18 protein-coding genes are annotated in these 18,861 nt (G+C 52.8%); 5 read left to right on the top strand and 13 right to left on the bottom strand.

Annotation, left to right across the window (positions count from 1 at the left end; genetic code table 11):
• Positions 1-142: 142 nt before the first annotated feature.
• Entirely contained in the window at positions 143-1,570 is a 1,428-nt protein-coding gene (locus H8S44_RS12590) for an aspartate ammonia-lyase (protein ID WP_186873773.1), read from the top strand.
• Positions 1,571-1,711: 141 nt separating this feature from the next.
• Entirely contained in the window at positions 1,712-3,085 is a 1,374-nt protein-coding gene (locus H8S44_RS12585; protein ID WP_186873772.1) for a sodium-dependent transporter, read from the top strand.
• Positions 3,086-3,241: 156 nt separating this feature from the next.
• On the opposite strand, the gene malQ is transcribed toward H8S44_RS12585, so the two are convergent.
• The 10 genes from malQ to spoVT form a co-directional block, all read right to left on the bottom strand.
• Complete coding sequence (gene malQ / locus H8S44_RS12580; RefSeq protein WP_186873771.1) at positions 3,242-4,708, bottom strand: 4-alpha-glucanotransferase; 1,467 nt, start codon at positions 4,706-4,708, stop codon at positions 3,242-3,244.
• Positions 4,709-4,714: 6 nt separating this feature from the next.
• Complete coding sequence (locus H8S44_RS12575) at positions 4,715-4,954, bottom strand: HPr family phosphocarrier protein (protein WP_186873770.1); 240 nt, start codon at positions 4,952-4,954, stop codon at positions 4,715-4,717.
• A 34-nt stretch (positions 4,955-4,988) separates the two neighbouring features.
• Positions 4,989-6,086, bottom strand: coding sequence for an ABC transporter ATP-binding protein (locus H8S44_RS12570; RefSeq protein ID WP_186873769.1), 1,098 nt, complete (start codon positions 6,084-6,086; stop codon positions 4,989-4,991).
• A gap of 88 nt (positions 6,087-6,174) precedes the next feature.
• Positions 6,175-7,185, bottom strand: a complete 1,011-nt coding sequence (locus tag H8S44_RS12565; RefSeq protein ID WP_186873768.1) for a LacI family DNA-binding transcriptional regulator — start codon at positions 7,183-7,185, stop codon at positions 6,175-6,177.
• Positions 7,186-7,193: 8 nt separating this feature from the next.
• On the bottom strand, positions 7,194-8,036 hold the full coding sequence (locus H8S44_RS12560) for a carbohydrate ABC transporter permease (protein WP_186873767.1): 843 nt from the start codon (positions 8,034-8,036) through the stop codon (positions 7,194-7,196).
• Position 8,037: 1 nt separating this feature from the next.
• Positions 8,038-8,889, bottom strand: a complete 852-nt coding sequence (locus tag H8S44_RS12555; RefSeq protein WP_158362550.1) for a carbohydrate ABC transporter permease — start codon at positions 8,887-8,889, stop codon at positions 8,038-8,040.
• 87 nt (positions 8,890-8,976) lie between these two features.
• On the bottom strand, positions 8,977-10,323 hold the full coding sequence (locus tag H8S44_RS12550) for an ABC transporter substrate-binding protein (RefSeq protein ID WP_186873766.1): 1,347 nt from the start codon (positions 10,321-10,323) through the stop codon (positions 8,977-8,979).
• A gap of 191 nt (positions 10,324-10,514) precedes the next feature.
• A complete protein-coding gene (locus H8S44_RS12545) occupies positions 10,515-10,784 on the bottom strand; it encodes a hypothetical protein (protein WP_186873765.1) in 270 nt (89 codons plus the stop codon).
• 81 nt (positions 10,785-10,865) lie between these two features.
• The gene (gene hcp / locus H8S44_RS12540; RefSeq protein WP_186873764.1) at positions 10,866-12,431 is read right to left on the bottom strand and encodes a hydroxylamine reductase; all 1,566 of its coding nucleotides are present in this window, start codon (positions 12,429-12,431) and stop codon (positions 10,866-10,868) included.
• A 196-nt stretch (positions 12,432-12,627) separates the two neighbouring features.
• Complete coding sequence (gene spoVT / locus H8S44_RS12535; RefSeq protein ID WP_207724164.1) at positions 12,628-13,176, bottom strand: stage V sporulation protein T; 549 nt, start codon at positions 13,174-13,176, stop codon at positions 12,628-12,630.
• A gap of 182 nt (positions 13,177-13,358) precedes the next feature.
• Between spoVT and H8S44_RS12530 the strand changes: the two genes are divergently transcribed.
• The 3 genes from H8S44_RS12530 to H8S44_RS12520 are packed head-to-tail and all read left to right on the top strand — an operon-like array spanning position 13,359 to position 17,233.
• A complete protein-coding gene (locus tag H8S44_RS12530) occupies positions 13,359-13,862 on the top strand; it encodes a MarR family winged helix-turn-helix transcriptional regulator (RefSeq protein ID WP_186873763.1) in 504 nt (167 codons plus the stop codon).
• Positions 13,834-15,540, top strand: coding sequence for an ABC transporter ATP-binding protein (locus tag H8S44_RS12525; protein ID WP_186873762.1), 1,707 nt, complete (start codon positions 13,834-13,836; stop codon positions 15,538-15,540). Before H8S44_RS12530 ends, H8S44_RS12525 begins: the two co-directional genes overlap by 29 nt.
• On the top strand, positions 15,524-17,233 hold the full coding sequence (locus H8S44_RS12520) for an ABC transporter ATP-binding protein (RefSeq protein ID WP_186873761.1): 1,710 nt from the start codon (positions 15,524-15,526) through the stop codon (positions 17,231-17,233). Before H8S44_RS12525 ends, H8S44_RS12520 begins: the two co-directional genes overlap by 17 nt.
• A gap of 102 nt (positions 17,234-17,335) precedes the next feature.
• Here H8S44_RS12520 and H8S44_RS12515 read toward each other — a convergent pair whose 3' ends face one another.
• From H8S44_RS12515 to H8S44_RS12505, 3 genes are all read right to left on the bottom strand, one after another.
• Positions 17,336-17,743 (bottom strand): HI0074 family nucleotidyltransferase substrate-binding subunit, encoded by a 408-nt coding sequence (locus H8S44_RS12515; RefSeq protein ID WP_186873760.1) that lies wholly within the window; start codon positions 17,741-17,743, stop codon positions 17,336-17,338.
• Positions 17,724-18,005 carry a nucleotidyltransferase family protein gene (locus H8S44_RS12510; protein ID WP_186873759.1) on the bottom strand — a complete coding sequence of 94 codons (282 nt, stop codon included), beginning with the start codon at positions 18,003-18,005 and terminating at the stop codon, positions 17,724-17,726. Before H8S44_RS12510 ends, H8S44_RS12515 begins: the two co-directional genes overlap by 20 nt.
• Positions 18,006-18,132: 127 nt before the next feature.
• Entirely contained in the window at positions 18,133-18,840 is a 708-nt protein-coding gene (locus H8S44_RS12505) for a hypothetical protein (RefSeq protein ID WP_186873758.1), read from the bottom strand.
• Positions 18,841-18,861 lie beyond the last annotated feature (21 nt).

The following is an 18,861-nucleotide window of genomic DNA, read 5'->3' as shown; positions in this document are numbered from 1 at the left end:
CCTTTCTTATCCGCATTATAGTTTTAAAATTATATAAATTATAAAAATATATGTATTTGATTATATTATAACAGTTGACTATAATAAACTCAACAGGAAATCAGACAGCGCGCAAACAGATTTCCGACGGAGGAGAAAAGACATGAGTGAAAAAGCTGAATACAGAGTAGAAAAAGATTCCATCGGCGCAAAGGATGTGCCGGAAGACGTCTATTACGGCGTACAGTCCCTGCGTGCTGCAGAGAATTTCCATATCACCGGGCTGAATATGCATCCGGAGATCATCAACAGTCTGGCCTACATTAAAAAGGCCGCTGCCATCACAAACTGCGAGATTAACCTGCTGGACAAGAAGATCGCCGACGCAATCGTAAAGGCCTGCGACGAGATTCTGGCCGGACAGCATCACGAGGATTTCATCGTGGACCCCATCCAGGGCGGCGCGGGAACCTCCATCAATATGAATGCAAACGAAGTCATCGCCAATCGTGCCATTGAGCTTCTGGGCGGCCAGAAGGGCGATTACTCCATCGTACACCCCAACGACCATGTGAACTGCGGCCAGTCCACCAACGACGTTATTCCCACCGCAGGCAAGATGACTTCTCTGCGGCTGCTGCAGAACCTGAAGAAGGAGCTTCTGCGTCTCCATGCCGCATTTTCTGCCAAGGCGGAGGAGTTTGACCATGTGATTAAAATGGGCCGTACCCAGATGCAGGACGCGGTTCCCATCCGCCTGGGCCAGGAATTTAAGGCCTACGCCGTGGCTGTCATGCGTGATATCCGCCGCATGGATATCGCCATGGATGAAATGCGCTCCCTGAACATGGGCGGCACTGCCATCGGCACCGGCATCAACGCGGACGAGGCTTATCTGAAACGCATCGTGCCGAATCTGTCCGAGGTCTCCGGCATGGACTTTATCCAGGCCTTCGACCTGATTGATTCCACCCAGAACCTGGATCCCTTCGTATCCGTATCCGGTTCCATCAAGGCCTGCGCCGTGACCCTGTCCAAGATCGCCAATGACCTGCGGCTCATGTCCTCCGGTCCCCGAGCAGGCTTCCATGAGATTAACCTTCCGGCAAAGCAGAATGGTTCTTCCATCATGCCGGGCAAGGTAAACCCGGTTATCCCTGAAGTGGTAAATCAGGTGGCATTCAATATTATTGGCAACGACATGACCATCACCATGGCCGCCGAGGCCGGACAGCTGGAGCTGAACGCCTTTGAGCCCATCATTTTCTACTGCCTGTTCCAGTCCATCGACACCCTGGCCTATGCGGTACGGACCTTCGTGGACAACTGCGTCACCGGCATCACCGCCAATGAGGAGCGCTGCCGGTATCTGGTGGAGAACAGCGTGGGAATCATTACTGCCATCTGCCCCCATGTGGGCTACCAGAAGGCCGCGGATATCGCCAAGCGAGCCATGAAATCCGGTGACTCCGTCCGGGAGCTGATTCTGAAAGAAAAGCTGATGACGGAAGCCGAACTGGACCAGATCCTGAATCCGGTACAGATGACCGAGCCGGGTATCTCCGGCAAGGAGCTTTTGAAAAAAGACTGATCCACATACCTGTCTGATACAGACCACCGCCGCCCGCGTTTACTGCCATCTTTCGCGGGCGGCGGTTCTTTTATTGTTTTCTCAGCCCTTCTATGGTATACTTATGTTTATATGTCATATCAATAAATGGGGGATTTATCAATGAATTCACACAATCACAAAAGAAGCTCTTTTTCGGGAAAACTGGGATTTGTCCTGTCCGCTGCAGGCGCTTCGGTGGGCCTGGGTAATATCTGGCGCTTCCCGTATCTGGCGGCCAAATACGGCGGCGGCATTTTTCTTCTGGTCTACATCATTCTGGCCCTGACCTTCGGTTATACCATGATCGTGGCGGAGACCGCCATCGGCCGTATGACCAAGAAAAGTCCCGTGGGCGCTTATCACACTTTTGGCAAATCCAAATGGCTGTCCTTCGGCGGCTGGATCAACGCGATTATTCCGATTCTGATCGTTCCTTACTATTCTGTCATCGGCGGCTGGGTAATCAAGTACCTGGTGGAATATCTCACCGGGCACGGACATGCCCTGGCCACGGACGGTTATTTTTCCGCCTTTATTTCCAATGGCGTCTCCACCGAGCTTTGCTTCATCGTATTTTCTCTGTGTACCCTGCTGATTATCTACGCAGGCGTCCGCAATGGAATTGAGCGGGTATCCAAGATCATGATGCCCATTCTGGTGGTGCTGTCTGTCGTTATCGCGGTTTATTCCGTGACCCGGCCCGGGGCTCTGGCTGGCGTGAAGTATTTCCTGGTACCAAATCCGGAGAATTTTTCCTGGATGACCGTGGTGGCGGCCATGGGGCAGATGTTCTATTCTCTGTCCATCGCCATGGGTATTCTGGTGACCTTCGGCTCTTATATGAAGAAAGATGTTTCGATTGAAGAATCCACGAAAAATGTGGAGATTTTCGATACGGCCATCGCCATTATGGCGGGCCTGATGATTATTCCGGCTGTATTCGCCTTCTCCGGCGGCGACCCGGATACGCTCCAGGCCGGACCGGCTCTGATGTTTATCACCATTCCCAAGGTCTTTGACAGTATGGGCATGGGAACAGTCGTGGGGATTCTGTTCTTCCTGCTGGTGCTCTTCGCAGCCATGACCAGTTCCATCGCCCTGACTGAAAGCGCCGTGTCTACCTTCGAGGACGAGCTGGGCTGGGGCAGAAAGAAAGCGACCGTCATGATCGGCATTATCATGCTTGCCCTCGGAACCCTGTCCTCCTTAGGCTACGGTCCTCTGGCAGCTGTGGAAATCATCGGCATGCAGTTCCTGGATTTCTTTGATTTCCTGACTAACTCCGTGATGATGCCCATCGCGGCGATTGCCACCTGCCTCCTGGTGTCCAGAGTCATCGGGGTAAAGGGTATCGAGGACGAGGTGCTCCACGGGGAACAGTCTTTTAAGAGAAAGAAGATTTTCCGCATGATGATCCAGTATCTCGGCCCGGTCTTCGCAGTCATTATCCTGCTCAGCTCCGTGGCGAACGCCTTTGGATGGATCTCGATGTAGTCCTCTTAGAAGAGGTGTTGCAAATAGTCGAAAACAGGCTAGTTGCGACACCTCTTTTTCTATTTGCACAGGCAAATTTCGTCTATCTTTTGTAAATAAAAACAGGACACAGCATTTGCCATGTCCTGTTTTTTCATCCGTATCATCTGTATTTTTTTATTTTTCCAGCCGTCCACAGGCTTCCATTTTTTCCCGAAGTTCTGCAGCCAGCTCTGACGTAAAGCTTCCCTCTTTCGCTCTCCAGCGCCAGTTTTCGCCTACGGTGGATGGCGTGTTCATGCGGGCTTCGCTTCCCAGTCCCAGGATATCCTGCGCCTGTACGATAGCAAGCTCTGCCCGGCTGTTCCAGATGGCAGTGAGCATAGCCCGGGCTGCCGCCTCATCCTCTGTCTCATGGAGATATTCCCTGGCGTAGGCCACATCCTCCGCCGGGGCCGTCTTCATCCAGCCCAGGGCTGTGTCGTTGTCATGAGTTCCCACATAGGCCACACAATGCTCCGGATAATTCTCCGGCAGATAGACGCTGCCGCCTCCGTCCCGACTGTCGAAGGCAAATTCCAGTACCTTCATTCCCGGAAAGCCGCTGTCCTTCAGGAGCTGATGGACTGACTCGGTCAGATAACCCAGATTCTCCGCAATGATCTGTTGTGTTCCAATCTGTTCCTCCACTGCCCGGAACAGCGCGATTCCCGGTCCCTGCTTCCAACGCCCGCCCCGGGCGGTTGTGTTTCCATAGGGAATCGCATAGTAGGAATCAAAGCCCCGGAAATGATCGATCCGCAGGATATCGTAGACCTTGCAGAGATACTGAATCCGTCTGACCCACCAGTCATAATCGTTCTTTTCCATATATCCCCAGTCAAATAGAGGATTTCCCCAGAGCTGTCCGTCTGTGGAAAAGCCGTCCGGCGGACAGCCGGCCACTTCCCTCGGGTTCCGGTTCTCGTCCAGTTGGAATAGCTCCGGATGTGCCCACACATCCACGCTGTCCAGGGACACATAGATGGGCAGATCACCAATCAGGCGGACGCCCTGCTCATTGGCATAAGTGCGAAGTTCCTCCCACTGCCGGAAGAACAGGTACTGAAGCACCTTCCAGAAACGGATCTCCTCCGCATACCGAAGCTCGATTTCCTCTGTCGAAAGGGTTTCCCAATCCTGCCAGGACGCTCCCCCATGGGCGTGCTTCATGGCCATAAACCGGGCGTAATCTCCCAGCCAGTAATCATTGTTCGCACAGAATTCCGGATAATCCGAAGGAATCCGCGTAAGGAACCGCTCTGCGGCCTTACGCAGAATCGGGTACCGTTTCTCGTACAGGGCTCCATAATTGACCCTATCCGGCGCGCTCTCCCAATCCACCTCTCCATACTCCTGCCATTCCAGAAGTCCGTCTGCCTCAAGCAGCTCCAGATCGATAAAGTAAGGATTGCCCGCATAGGTAGAAAAAGACTGGTAGGGAGAATCCCCGTAGCTGGTGGGACAGATGGGAAGCAGCTGCCAGTAGCCCTGACCTGCCGCCTTCAGGAAATCAATGAAATCCCTCGCCGGTTTTCCCATGCTGCCGATTCCGTAGGGACTCGAAAGGGAAGAGAGGTGCATCAAAACTCCACTGCTTCTCACCGGCCATCACGCTCCTTCTTCCACAAGATAGGGTTTCAGATCCTCCTGAAGTTTTTCATCTCCGTCCGTATAGGCGCAGAGATCCAGCGGGTGAGTCAAATCCAGGGAAAAGATACCCATAATGGATTTGGCGTCAATGGTATAGCGTCCCGACACCAGATCAAAATCATAGGGATAGCGGGTAATGGTATTTACAAAGTCTTTTATTTTTTCAATGCTGTTCAATAAAACGGTATATTTCGTCATCGTGATTTTCCTCCTGACTGTCTGATTTTTAATCCTAATGACAAATGATGGCTTCTGTCTCCGCGTCAAAGACATGAATTTTGTTCACATCCAGAGCCAGCTTCGCCACATCCTCCGCGCGGATTCCGGTGCGGGACGGCACTCTGGCTACCAGCTTCTGTCCGAAGCAGGTCAAATACAGATAAATCTCAGATCCCATCATTTCCGCCAGGTCTACCTTCGCCTCAATATTGGAAGCGTCGGAGATAGCCAGGAAGGATTCCTCCGCATGAATGTCCTCCGGGCGGATGCCCATGATAACCTCTTTGCCCACATAAGCCTCCAGCTCCGGCTTGTTCACCGGAATCCGGTAATCACCAAATACCAGTACGGTTCCGGCGGTATCCTTCTCCACCTTCACGTTCACAAAATTCATCTGGGGAGAACCGATAAAGCCTGCCACAAATTTGTTGCAGGGATAATTGTACAGGTTCTGGGGCGTGTCTACCTGCTGGATAATACCGTCCTTCATGACTACGATACGGTCGCCCATGGTCATAGCCTCGGTCTGATCGTGGGTTACATATACGAAAGTGGTCTGCAGGCGCTTATGTAACGCGGCAATCTGGCTTCTCATCTCGGTACGGAGCTTGGCGTCCAGGTTGGACAGGGGCTCATCAAGAAGAAATACCGCAGGGTTCCGCACCATGGCGCGGCCCAGTGCCACACGCTGTCTCTGTCCGCCGGACAACGCCTTGGGCTTCCGGTCCAGATACTCCGTCAGACCCAGAATCTCGGCTGCCTCGCGCACCTTTTTGTCGATCTCGTCCTTGGGCGTGCCGTGAAGCTCCAGGGCAAAGGACATATTTTTGTATACGGTCATATGGGGATACAGGGCATAGCTCTGGAATACCATCGCGATATCCCGATCCTTGGGCGCCACATCGTTCACTCTTCTATCGCCGATGTACAGGTCGCCTTCACTGATCTCCTCCAGACCCGCAATCATGCGGAGAGTCGTGGACTTTCCGCAGCCAGACGGACCGACCAGCACGATAAATTCCTTGTCATGAATTTCCAGATTCAAATCCGGAACCACTGTATTTTTATTGTCATAGGTTTTCACCACATGCTTAAATGTAATATCTGCCATTTTTCTTCCTCCTTACCGTGTCCGCCTGAAGCGTACACCGTAATTATTCCATATCTTCACCGTTACCCATCTTATCTTCTGTTCCGTCTTAACGGGCGATTTTCGCCGCGCTCTCTCCCTCCACGATATCAAAGGGAAGAAGCTCATGCACCGCCGGACGCTCTCCCGCAATATCCGAGAGCAGAATTTCCAGGCTCCGGTCAGCTATCCTTTCTCTGGCCTGGCGCACCGTAGTGAGCCGCGGAGAAAGATAATTTCCCAGTTCAATTCCATCAAAGCCCATCACGGAAACGTCCTCCGGAACCCGCAGTCCCCGGTCCCGGACGGCGCGGATAGCGCCCACTGCCAGCACGTCTGCCATGGCAAATACCGCCGTCAGATCCGGCATCTGCTCAAACAGCTGCTCCATGGCGTGATAGCCCTCCTCCATGGAAAAGAACGCCGACCGATACTGCCGACCGGGCTCCAGCTTCATGCCCTGCTCCGCGAAGGCCTTTTCGCAGCCCTTATATCGAGTATGGGCCGCATGGGACTTTTCCATATAACCGCCCAGGATACCGATGTTCCGGTGGCCCAGCTTCAAAAGATGTTCCACCGCTGCCTGCGCGCCTGACTCGTCGTCTGTACTGACACTGGAGAGATTGTCAAAGCCCAGCTCCGCCGCCGAGTTGGTAACCAGCACGCAGGGAATCTCCAGCCGGTCAAACCGCTCTTTAAAGAACTCCAGGTCGCTTCCCAGAAAGAGAATCCCCAAGGGATGCCGCTCCAGACATACCCTTTCGGCCCGCTCCACCTCGTTTTCCTCCTCACCGATATAGTAGATGAAGGAAGCATACTTTTTCTCGCTCATAAGCCGCTGCAGCCGCTCCACGATGGAAGCAAACAGCATATTCTGGGAACCCTTTACGATAATCGCGATTCCGCTGCTGGCCTGCTGCTTCAGGTGCTTGGCGTTGCTGTTTAATTTAAAATGGTGCTTTTCCACCACCGCCATAATGGTCTTTCGCGCTTTTTCCGATACATCCGGATGATTATTGAGCACACGGGACACCGTACCCACCGCGTATCCGGACTCCTTCGCAATGTCTTTGATTGTCATCTGTATGTTTATCCCTTAACTGCTCCCGCAGCCACTCCTTTGATAATGTGTTTCTGGCCCAGCAGATATACGATAACAATGGGTATTACAGTTAACATAATACTTGCCATCATGGGGCCCATCTCTACTTTACCATAACTTCCGCGGAAATACTGGATCAACATAGGAATGGTCTTATAATTCTTAATATCCAGTACCAGGGTCGGCAGAAGGTAATCGTTCCATACCCACATGGCCTCCAGGATTCCTACGGATACCAGGGTCGGCTTCAGCATGGGAAGTACAATCAGGAAGAAGGTCTGCAGCGGATTGCAGCCGTCGATCATGGACGCTTCCTCTACTTCCAGGGGAATGGATTTCATAAAGCCCGCGAACATGAAAACTGCCAGGCCCGCTCCGAAGCCCAGGTAGATAATCCAGATATTCCAGGGCTTGTTAAGGTTTAAGGAATCCGCTGTCTGGGACAGGGTGAACATCACCATCTGGAAGGGTACGACCATGGAAAATACAAACAGGTAATACAGAATCTTTGACAGCTTTCCCTTTACCCGAGTGATGTACCAGGCGCACATGGAGCAGCAGATAAGAATCGCCGCCACAGAGGTGATGGTAATCAGAAGGCTGTAGCCTAAGCTCTGTAAAAAGCCCTTGGAGGCAATCGCGTTGGCGTAGTTCGCCAGACCTGCGAAGGTGTCCGCCGTCGGCAGGGTGAACGCGCCGGAGGTGGTAATCGCCGTCTCCCTCTTTACAGAGTTAAAGAGAATCATGACGATCGGATAGACGTACAACAGCGCCAGAATGCTCAGGAACACTACCATGACGGTATCCTGTATCTGTTTTTTCTTTCTCATCTTACTGCTGCACCTCCCTCTTACGTGTAGCCCGCAGCTGGAGCACGGAAATTACGATAACCAGCAGGCAGAACAGTACGGCCTTGGCCTGGCCGAGACCCTTCCACTGGGCGCCTGCCCTTGCGTAGAAGGTCTGATAGATATTCAGCGCCAGCATCTCTGTCATATGGTTCGGATCTCCTCCGGTCAGTGCCAGGTTCTGGTCAAAGAGCTTGAAGGAGTTGGTCAGTGTCAGGAATACACAGATGGTAATGGACGGCATAACCATAGGAAGCTTCACCTTCCATAAAGTCTGCCAGGGCGTCGCTCCGTCGATCTGAGCTGCCTCCAGCAGGTCATCGGAGACATTCTGCAGTCCCGCGATATAGATGATCATCATGTAACCAATCTGCTGCCAGCACATGAGAATAATCAGTCCCCAGTAGCCTGCGGAGCTGTTCAATGCCAAAAGCGGCTGTCCTACGATGGAAAGCACACAGTTGATCAGAATCTGCCAGATATATCCCAGCACGATACCGCCGATCAGGTTCGGCATAAAGAAGATCGTACGGAAAATATTGGTACCCTTAAGCTTCCGTGTCAGAAGCAGCGCCAGTGCAAAGGCAATGACGTTAATCAGCACAATGGAGGCCACCGCGAAGAGCACCGTAAACTTAAAGGAGCTTAAAAATGTAAGGTCGGAAAAGATTTTTTTATAATTTCCAAAGCCTGTAAATTTCGCGTTTTTTACTGTCGTGAACTGGCAGAAGGACAGATACAGTCCCTCAAAGAAGGGAATGATAAATCCAATCGTAAAAGCCAGAAGCGTGGGCAGTACAAAAAGGGGCGACCAACGTTTGATCGCTTTTTCCATGATTCTGCACTCCTTTCTGAGTTAAAATTGAGTAGAAAAGGGGCAGGCAAGTATGAACTGCCCGCCCCTTAAAATAGTCTCTTTCTTTTACTGGCCGTTTGCCATCTGGTACTCAGTTGCCCATCCGTCAACGAATGCGGATACAACGCCTGCCCAGTTTGCGTCGGTCTGGTCTGCTGCGTATGCGGTCAGAGCCTGGCCTACGCCGTTCTTCCACTCCTCAGAGGGCATGGTGGTGAAGTTCCAGGATACCGGAGTCTTGCCTTCTGCGGTGTACTCTGCGTCCTGCTTTACAAACAGGTTCTTGGATTCCTGCGCGCCCTTGAACGGAATAACGAAGCCCATCTCATCAGCCATAGTCTTGGTTCCCAGCTCAGAGGTTACACACCAGTTCATGAAGTCCAGAGTTGCCTGGATATCTGCCTCGTCTGCCTGGTTGTTCACACACCAATAGTTCTCTGTACCGGTGCAGAGACCCTGATTTGCCTCGTCGCCAACGCCGATATAAATCGGAATCATAGCCAGGTCGTCATCGGTATAACCGCCGTCGCCTGTCAGGTTCGCGTACTCCCAGGAACCATTCTGGAAGAAGACTGCGTCGCCTGCCAGGAACTCGTTTCTGGAGTCGTCGCCGGTCTTAGCGGAAAGCTCCTTCGGATCGCAGGTGCTGTTGTTGATGTACAGATCCCACATATCGCGGTAGTTGTCCAGGTAGGTTCCCTTGATGGCGTCTGTGCTGCTGATACCATCGGTCTGATACTCAAAGTAAATCGGCAGGTTTGCCAGATGGGTCTTGAATCTCCAGTCAGAGGAGCCGTCCATACCTGCAGAGGTAAATGCCGCAAAGCCAAGCTCAGAGGAGCGTGCTGTGATATCCTCGGCTACATTTTTCAGATCCGCGAAGGACTGGATATCGTCGATAGTGTAACCTGCCTTCTCCAGCAGTGTCTTATTTACAATCAGTCCGTAGGACTCGATTACATATGCGATGCCGTATACGGTGTCATCTTCCTTCAGCGCGTAGTTATCGCTGGTCAGCTGTCCGTAGATATCGGATCCTGCCAGGTCATAGCAGTAATCCTTCCAGTTCGCCAGACCCACCGGTCCGTTTACCTGGAACAGGGTCGGAGCGCCGCTCTTGCCCATCTCACTCATCAAAGTGGTCTCATAGTTACCGGATGCCGCTGTCACAACGGTTACCGGTACGCCGGTCTCCTCGGTATAAGCCTTTGCCAGATCCTGCCACTGCTGATCCTGCTCCGGTTTAAAATTCAGATAGTATACAGAGCCTTCTGCTCCGCTTGCTTCTGTGGTATCTGCCTTCGTGTCTGTAGATGTAGACGTGTCTCCTCCGTTGGAAGATCCGCCGCAGCCTGCCAGCATGGAAGCTGCCAGAGCGCCGCTCAGTGTCAGGGCTAAGAGTTTCTTGTTCATAATGATTTCCTCCCGTTCATGGTTGAATTCCTTGTTGGAATCCGTTTTGGAAACGTTTCATTGGAAACGTTTCCAGTTCTTATGTTTCTATCATAGTCCTTCTGACAAAGAAAAGCAAGGAGTTTTTGTCGCTCCTTGCTTTTTTCGTCAGTTTTGCAAATTTTCAATTCTATTTTTTGTGCAATTTTTCACTAGATCCACTCGCAATCGCCGCCGATGACTGCTAGGCTTAAGAGTCCGTCCATTTTTTCGATCTCTTCCTCGCCCTCCAGCTTCTCGATGAGCTCCGCCGTATCCGTCACATCCTCCATGGATTCGTCCGGCCCGATCTCATAATCGATATCCATCGCGCAGTCCGGGCATGGGATCCGCTGCATGGTCTGCAGGGATAAAAAACGGTTGCCGCATTTTTTACATTCATAGAAGCCGCACTCCCGGGTTCCTTCGGGTACATAGTACATGGTATCCGCCTCCCTTTCTTTTACTGCTTCTATTTTAATCGGGAAGCTTCTTTCCGTCAATTTATTTCCGAAGGAATCCTTTTACTCTCCCAGAATCGCCTTTAAATCCTCTTCCGGTGTGGTAATGGGCTTGATTCCGAATTGTTCTACCAGATACTGCAGCACATTCGGGGATACGAAGGCCGGCAGGGTCGGGCCCAGGCGGATGTCTCTGATACCCAGATGCAGAAGGGTCAGCAGGATGCAGACCGCCTTCTGCTCGTACCAGGACAGAACCATGGACAGGGGCAGGTCGTTGACGCCACAGCCGAAGGCATCTGCCAGGGCCACCGCCACACGGATGGCACTGTAGGCATCATTGCACTGACCCATGTCCAGAATCCGGGGCAGGCCGTCAATGGTGCCCAGATCCAGATCGTTGAACCGGTATTTTCCGCAGGCCAGGGTCAGAATCAGGGTATCCTTCGGCGTCTGCTTCACGAAATCCGTGTAGTAGTTCCGGCCCGGACGCGCGCCGTCGCAGCCGCCCACCAGGAAAAAATGGCGGATGGCTCCGCTCTTCACGCCATCGATGATCTTATCCGCCACGCCAAGCACCGTACCATGGCCAAAACCTGTCATCACCTGATGGCCGCCGTTGATTCCCGTGAAGTGCTGATCGCTCTCATAGCCTCCCAGCTCCAGGGCCTTCTCAATGACCGGCGTAAAGTCCTTGTCCCCGCCGATATGCACCATTTCCGGATAGGAAACCACTTCCGTGGTAAATACCCGATCCCGGTAGCTGTCTTTCACCGGCATCAGACAGTTTGTGGTGTAGAGGATTGGCGCGGGAATGTCCGCGAATTCCTTTTGCTGGTTCTGCCATGCGGTTCCAAAATTGCCCTTCAGGTGGGGATATTTCTTCAGCTCCGGATAAGCATGGGCCGGAAGCATCTCGCCATGGGTATAGATGTTGATGCCCTTTCCCGCCGTCTGTTCCAGCAACAGCTTCAGGTCATAGAGCTCATGACCGGTAATTACGATAAAGGGGCCTTTTTCCACAGTCAGGGAAACCTCCGTGGGAACCGGTGTGCCGAAAGTCTCTGTATTTGCCTTATCCAGCAGCTCCATACAGGTCAGGTTCACCTTTCCGGTTTCCATGACCAGTGGAAGCAGGTCGTTCCTGTCCAGACTATCATTTCCCAGGGCGATCAGAGCCCGGTAGAAAAAGCTCTGGACCTCCTCGCTGCGGTAGCCCAGCACAGCCGCGTGGTAAGTGTAGGCCGCCATGCCGCGGATGCCGAAGAGAAGCAGGGCTTTCAGGGAACGAATATCTTCCTGGGCGTCCCAGAGATGTTTCATATTATAGTCCTGCACGGCGCTTCCCAGCCGGGCAGTCTCCCCGTGAACCCGATCTGTCAGTTCCTGAACCGTCTTATCATAAAAGTTTACATTGGTCACGGCGGTAAACAGGCCCTCGAGAATCAGCTGATCCGAGTTTTCTGTCCGCTTTCCCTTTGCAGCCCGGGCCATCCCGATCAGGGCTCCCGTCAGCTTATCCTGCAGATCCGCCACATCTGCGGTCTTGCCGCAGACTCCCGCATTTCCGGTACAACCTCTGCATCCGGCGGTCTGTTCACATTGAAAGCAAAACATTTTCGTATCCATAAAAAGCTCCTCCTTTTATTTTCTGTAAAACATGAAGTTTCATTCATAAAATGGTCTGAGTAAAAATAGAACCCCGGGCCGCCGGAAATCGCTTTTCGCTTTTTTCTTAAGCCCAGGGTCAGTATAAATCTTCTTTTCGTTTCTGTATGTGGTTATAACCACGAAATCTTCTTTTTCTTCCGGAAGTTTTTACCTCCTACTGCTCCATTTGACGACCCAGAAAGTTAGCCGCTGCCAAAGCCAGCTTCATCTCCGTCTCCCCCATCTTCACTCCGGGTTCCCGGGCAAAGAGCACCACGGCGCCGATGGCGTCCCCCTGGGCAATGATGGGACAGATGGTTTCACTGTAAATTTCCTCCGTCTCATCCGCGATGATCTGCACATAGTTTTTCCCGTCCGTATCTGCCTGCTGATTTTCACGCTCCTGAATCAGCCGCTCCAGCCCCGGACTGATGGGCTTCCCCATATACTCCTTCTTCGCGCCGCCTGCAGCCGCGATGACCGCGTCCCGGTCAGCGATACACACCATCATACCCGATACCTGTCCCAGACTGTCCGCATACTCCTTCGCAAAGGTTCCCAGTTCTCCGATAAGGGAATATTTCTTCAGAATAATTTCTCCCTCCCGGTCCGTAAAAATCTCCAGCGGATCTCCCTCGCGGATGCGGAGAGTCCTGCGTATCTCCTTGGGAATCACCACTCTCCCCAGATCATCGATCCGCCGCACGATTCCTGTAGCTTTCATAAATATTCCTCCATTTACTGCACTATCCGTTTCTGGAAGTAGTATCTGTAAATGGAGGGATTTTATACTATTCCAAATTTTCCCTTGACTTCATAATTTAGTTGTACTACCATCCATTTAGATGTATCTACAACTATTTTAAAATCAGGTTTTTATTTTCAGATACCGGAGAGGATTTACCCATGGACCATACCCAGAGAAAAATCACAAAGATCGCCAGAGAGGTCAGCAAGTTCACCGTACAGACCATGAAGGAGGAGGGCATCGGCACGGCCGAGTTTGACTTTATCCATCTGGTGCGGCATCGACCGGGGATTACCCAGACGGCGGTGCGGGAGGCGCTGCAGATCGACAAGGGCGCGGCGGCCAGACGGGCGGCCCGGCTGGAAGAAAAGGGCTATCTGGTTCGCAGGCCCAACCCTGCGGATGGGCGCAGCCGGCTGCTGTACGCCACGGAAAAGGCGGAGCATCTAAAGAACTCCAAGGCGGAGATCGAGACCTTTTTTTATGAATGGCTCCTTGAGGATCTGCCGGAGGCAGAACGAACGGCCTTCTGCTCTACTTTAGATATGCTCTACCGGAAATCCAAACGGGAACGGCAGGCGGATTTCGAAAACCTAACCCGGAGGATTCATGCAGAGAAAGGGGCGGAAAGCCATGAATATGAAAAAACGTTTCCGCTCTGACCGGGTGCTGTGTTACTTTCAGACGGAATGGAAGGTTCTGCTGGCCGTCACCCTGTCGGGCCTCATTTACAATCTGGGACTGCTGGCCGGACCCTGGTTTGAGGGCGAAATGGCGGCCTGTCTCATCGATATTCTGAACGGGGACCGGTTCTTTTCCGATATGCTGGCCCTGGTGCTAGCCTATGTGTGCGCCATCGGCGTGGTGCAGTTCTCCCGATATATCAAACGATTTTACGTGCGCCGCTTCGCCAACAATGTGAACCGGCGGATGAAGCATATCCTCTACGGCAGTCTGGTCCAGAAGAGCCGCCGGACGCTCTCAGAGGAGGGAGCCGGAAATGTAATGACCAAGGCCATCCTGGACGTGGATGACTGCGCCGAGTGCATGCGGAAGTTTACCACGGAAATCTTCGATACGGGCGTGGCCTTGCTGGCCTATGCGGCCATGCTGCTCTTCTACGACTGGCGGCTGGCTCTCATCAGCATGATTTTCCCGCCGGTTTCTTATGCAATCGCCGAGAAAATGAAAGGCATCGTGCAGCGGACCGGTGCAGCTTTCAAGGAACAGTCGGGAGTTCTAAGCGCCGCCACCCTTGACCGGGCCACCAACGCCGTCACCTACCGGGTCTTCGGCTGTGAACAGGAACGCTCCGCCGCCTACGAAGAGAACCTATCCGCCTACGAGCGCTCCGCTGTCCGGGCCAATATATGGAACGCCTCCCTGCCACCCATTTACCGGATTATTTCCATGGCGGCATTGGTCTTCATCCTGTATTTCGGCGGGCGCAATGTACTGGGCCAGGGCTGGACGGCCTGGGATATCGCGGCCTTCACCACCTTTGTCTCCTGCTTTACCAGGCTTGCGGTGAAGTCCTCCAGCGCAGCCAAGCTCTTCAACGCCGTACATAAGGCCCAGGTCTCCTGGCAGCGGATCAGACCCCTCATGTACGCGCCGGAGACTCCGGGCACACCGGAGACGGGCGCACCTGCCAGCCTTACCGTGCAGGGACTTGGCTTCGCCTATCCGGGAAATGAAACGCTCTTTTCTCAGGTCTCATTTGATGCCAAACCGGGACAGTTCATCGGCGTCACCGGCCCGGTGGCCTGTGGAAAGTCTTCTCTCGGCAGGGCCTTTCTCTGCGAATATCCCTATGAGGGCTGTATCCGTCTGGGAGACCGGGAGCTTTCGGAAATGGATGAGCGGACGCGGCTCGGGGAGATCGGCTACCTGGGACACGATCCGGAGCTTTTTAACGATACCATTGAACATAATGTACTCATGGGCGATAAAGGTGACGCCTGGAAGTACCTGCGGCTGGTATGCCTGGATGAGGAAATTAAGAAAATGCCGGAGGGCATCCATACTCTTGTGGGAAATGGCGGCGTCCGACTGTCAGGCGGCCAGGCCCAGCGGCTGGCGCTGGCGCGTACTCTCTGCCATAAAAAGCCTCTGCTGATTCTGGACGACCCCTTTTCCGCGCTGGACCGAAACACCGAGCGGAAAATTTTTGAAAATCTGAAGACTTACGCAGCGGATTCGGTGGTGCTGCTGATTTTCCATCGTCTGTATCTTTTTCCGGAAATGGAGCAGGTGATCTGGCTGAAGGATGGGCAGGCGGTCATGGGAAGCCACGAAGAAGTGAAAGAAACGGTGCCGGAGTATGCGACATACAAATAACCCTAACGAAACCACCTCCGTCCGCCAGATCATCCCCTCCACCCTGGCACAGCACCGGCTTCTTGTCTTTTGCATCCTGCTCTCGGTCTGTGGAGCCGTACTGACGGCCCTGGTGCCGCCCCTGGTGCTGGGACGCATTATCGATACCCTGACTCTGGGAACCATGCCTTCTTTGTTCCTGGTTCTGCTCTATTTTGCCATGCTGGCCCTGACCGGACTGCTGGAATCCGCCCGCGAGGGGCTGCTAACCATCTGCGGACAGCAGATCACCCACTCACTCCGGAGCCGCCTGATGGCCAAATTCGTGCGGCTTTCCGCGGAAGAACTGAACCGCCAGGAGCCCGGCGCCGTGGTGTCCCGCTTTGTGGGCGATGTGGATACGGTGGAGAATCTGTTCACTTCCGGCATCATCAGTATGTTCGCGGACGCCTGCAAAATCTTAAGTATCCTGACGCTCATCTGGTTTCGGAACAAGGGCCTGGCGCTGATTTTCCTGCTCCTGCTGCCCCTGTTATTTTTCTTTACACGCCATGTACAGAAAAACATGCTCTCCGCCCAGATCGAGAACCGGAAGGCTGTGAGCCGTGCCTCCGCCCACGTACCGGAGACCCTGCACAACATCCGCACCATCCATACTCTGGGCAAGGAGCGCTACATGGAGCAGCAATACGACCGCTATATCGGCGACAGCTACCGGGCCATGGAACGGACGAACTTTTACGATGCGGTCTATTCGCCGGTGATTCTGATTCTGAACGCCGTGGTGGTGGCTCTGGTCATGCTCCTGTCTGCTTCAGGAAATCCCCGGGCGCTGACCTTGTTCGGCATGTCCGCCGGAACGGCTGTGGCAGTCATGAACTATATTTCCCAGATCTTCTCTCCGGTGGAGAGTCTGGGCATGGAGATTCAGACTATTCAGTCGGCGGTGGCGGGCATTCACCGGATTCAGGAGTTTTTCGGGCTGCAGGAGAAAGAACCGTCCCCATCGACTACTCCCGATTCTGGCGCTTTTGCTGAGTCCGGAACAATGGATTCCTGTGCTGGCACGCAGACTCCTTCGGACGCCCCCTTCGTGGAATTCCGCGACGTCACCTTCTCTTACGACGATGACAAGCTGGTTCTGAGCCATCTGAATTTGACTGTGGAATCCGGCGACCAGCTCACCCTGCTTGGCCGCACTGGAGTCGGAAAAAGTACCGTTTTCAAACTTCTTCTGGGCCTGTACCGTCCCGATTCCGGGCAGATGCTGATCCACGGCGTCCCGGCGGATTCCATTCCCGAGGATGCCAGACGAAAGCTCTTCGGCTACGTGGAGCAGTCCTTCCATCCGGTTCCCGGAACCGTGCGTGAGCAGATTACGCTGTTCGACCCGTCCATCTCAGACGATGCCGTTCAAAAGGTCGCGGAACTGACGGAGCTGGCCGATACCATATCCCGGCTGGATCTGGGATATGACACTCCCTGCTCTCCGGAGCTTTTCTCCCAGGGCCAGTGGCAGCTCCTGTCCATCGCCCGGGCGGCCGCCTCCGATCCGGAGCTTCTGCTGCTTGATGAGATCACAGCCAATCTGGATGCGGAAACCGAGCAGCATGTGCTGCGGGCCCTGCGCCGCGTTTCCAAGAACCGTACCGTGCTTTCCATTTCCCACCGGACTTCCGCGGAATTCGGCCGTTCCTATTCACTTCGTTCATAGAAACGCACTTCGCGATGCGCAGAAATTCCATAAAAATAGATTTCCTATAGAAAAAGTCAGCCTGAGAATGGCTGACTTTTTCTATACATTACCTTCTAAATTCTACATTTCATCATAATATTTTTTTACCTGCTGCTTCATCTTTTCAAACAAAGGGCAGTAAATCTCTATGATATCCTGAAATTTCTTTTCCGCAAAGGTTCCGTCGTAATCATGGGCCAGATAGTTCCGGGTCTTTAGCATCTGCATCCACCGATCATCATCTATCAGGCCATTGGTAAATGCCTGCTGCAGGGTTTCTCTGGGGGAACCGATGGCAAAATCCAGAATCTCCAGCTTCTTCACCAGAATGTCCTTCAGAACCTTCCAGGCGATATCAAAGGTCAGGCTGAAATTCAACACCGTACCCTCCAGAACAAAATCTGCATGGGGATCTGCAGTCTGGCTCTTCTTTAGGTTCTCCAGACTTTTACAAAACGTATGATACCGGTTAATATATTTGTTTTCCATATTTTTTTATATCCTCCAGCAAGTAAGGATTTCGAATGCTGTCATAATCAAACACATCGATTTTCCGAAGGGTTTCTATCTGCTCCAGATCCGCTTCCAGCCGGGAAATATCTTTGCAGCCATATACCACAAAATCAATATCGCTGGTCGGCGTCGCCGTCCCCGTCGCAAAGGAACCGAAAAGCTCCAGATGCTGCACATGATTCTTTTTGCAAATGGCTGATACCTGTTCAATTAACGTATCAATGGACATTACATTCATTTTCTATCTCACCTTGTATCGTTTTTACCAGTTTATCACGCTTACCCTGTTTCCGCAAGTTTCACTACATTTTCTATTTCTGTTTGACGACTTTTCTTTGTGTATCATCGACATTTTGACGACTTTTCTATTTTTCATTCACTTTTTCAATCCGGTATGCCAGTCCGATCTGAGCCGGGTCGGTCTCCTGGATGTAACCGCTAAACCAGATCTCCACGGTGTCGCCGGTCTGTACCTCGTCCATCAGATTATCTGCGGAAACCACATAGTCGCCTGCGGACATTTCCTGAAAGCCGTCGGCCACAGCGATGTAGGTCACCAGAAGATTCCCCTCGTTTACTTCCTTTACCTCAGCCGTAAAATGCAGTACCTCCGCCGGGATCGACGTGTCCACAGAATCCACATTCCGGAAGATATGGGGTTCGTCGTCCCAGTACACAAGCAGGGTGTCGTCCGCGCCGAACTGGTAGCCATACCCTTTTCCGAAATTGGCTTCATCGTCTTTGACAGGCAGCTGGGTGCTTTCCACTGAAGTGGTAATCTTTCCGTCCATATTACCGCAGCCAACCATGCTGCTTAAGAACCCGGTATCCTGGTAAATGACGCCGTTCACCCGGACACAGGGCGCATAAGCCACCGGGCGGGATTCCGTGAGATCGGGCAGTGTGGCTGCGTCACCGGAACCATCTGTGCTCTCCTCCTCAGACACTGCATCGCCGGTCTGTACCTGGGGCTCGGCTCCGACGGTGTCCTGAGTCTGCGCGCTTCTGGCGCAGGCTGTCAGAAATGTGGCTGCGGCGGCTGTTATCAGTAACAGACTAAGTCTTTTTTTCATAGGATAATCCTCCTTCTCTTC

Source organism: Anaerosacchariphilus hominis, from assembly GCF_014290175.1.
In the GTDB taxonomy this organism is placed as follows: Bacteria; Bacillota; Clostridia; order Lachnospirales; family Lachnospiraceae; genus Laedolimicola; species Laedolimicola hominis.
Note: the sequence above shows the minus strand (reverse complement) of the source record. Positions and strands in the feature narration are given on the sequence as shown.

Coding starts and splice junctions, on each gene's coding strand:
- H8S44_RS12590 (WP_186873773.1), top strand. CDS start 143: ATGAGTGAAAAAGCTGAATACAGAGTAGAAAAAGATTCCATCGGCGCA.
- H8S44_RS12585 (WP_186873772.1), top strand. CDS start 1,712: ATGAATTCACACAATCACAAAAGAAGCTCTTTTTCGGGAAAACTGGGA.
- H8S44_RS12575 (WP_186873770.1), bottom strand. CDS start 4,954: ATGACGAAATATACCGTTTTATTGAACAGCATTGAAAAAATAAAAGAC.
- H8S44_RS12570 (WP_186873769.1), bottom strand. CDS start 6,086: ATGGCAGATATTACATTTAAGCATGTGGTGAAAACCTATGACAATAAA.
- H8S44_RS12565 (WP_186873768.1), bottom strand. CDS start 7,185: ATGACAATCAAAGACATTGCGAAGGAGTCCGGATACGCGGTGGGTACG.
- H8S44_RS12560 (WP_186873767.1), bottom strand. CDS start 8,036: ATGAGAAAGAAAAAACAGATACAGGATACCGTCATGGTAGTGTTCCTG.
- H8S44_RS12555 (WP_158362550.1), bottom strand. CDS start 8,889: ATGGAAAAAGCGATCAAACGTTGGTCGCCCCTTTTTGTACTGCCCACG.
- H8S44_RS12550 (WP_186873766.1), bottom strand. CDS start 10,323: ATGAACAAGAAACTCTTAGCCCTGACACTGAGCGGCGCTCTGGCAGCT.
- H8S44_RS12545 (WP_186873765.1), bottom strand. CDS start 10,784: ATGTACTATGTACCCGAAGGAACCCGGGAGTGCGGCTTCTATGAATGT.
- hcp (WP_186873764.1), bottom strand. CDS start 12,431: ATGGATACGAAAATGTTTTGCTTTCAATGTGAACAGACCGCCGGATGC.
- spoVT (WP_207724164.1), bottom strand. CDS start 13,176: ATGAAAGCTACAGGAATCGTGCGGCGGATCGATGATCTGGGGAGAGTG.
- H8S44_RS12530 (WP_186873763.1), top strand. CDS start 13,359: ATGGACCATACCCAGAGAAAAATCACAAAGATCGCCAGAGAGGTCAGC.
- H8S44_RS12525 (WP_186873762.1), top strand. CDS start 13,834: ATGAATATGAAAAAACGTTTCCGCTCTGACCGGGTGCTGTGTTACTTT.
- H8S44_RS12520 (WP_186873761.1), top strand. CDS start 15,524: ATGCGACATACAAATAACCCTAACGAAACCACCTCCGTCCGCCAGATC.
- H8S44_RS12515 (WP_186873760.1), bottom strand. CDS start 17,743: ATGGAAAACAAATATATTAACCGGTATCATACGTTTTGTAAAAGTCTG.
- H8S44_RS12510 (WP_186873759.1), bottom strand. CDS start 18,005: ATGAATGTAATGTCCATTGATACGTTAATTGAACAGGTATCAGCCATT.
- H8S44_RS12505 (WP_186873758.1), bottom strand. CDS start 18,840: ATGAAAAAAAGACTTAGTCTGTTACTGATAACAGCCGCCGCAGCCACA.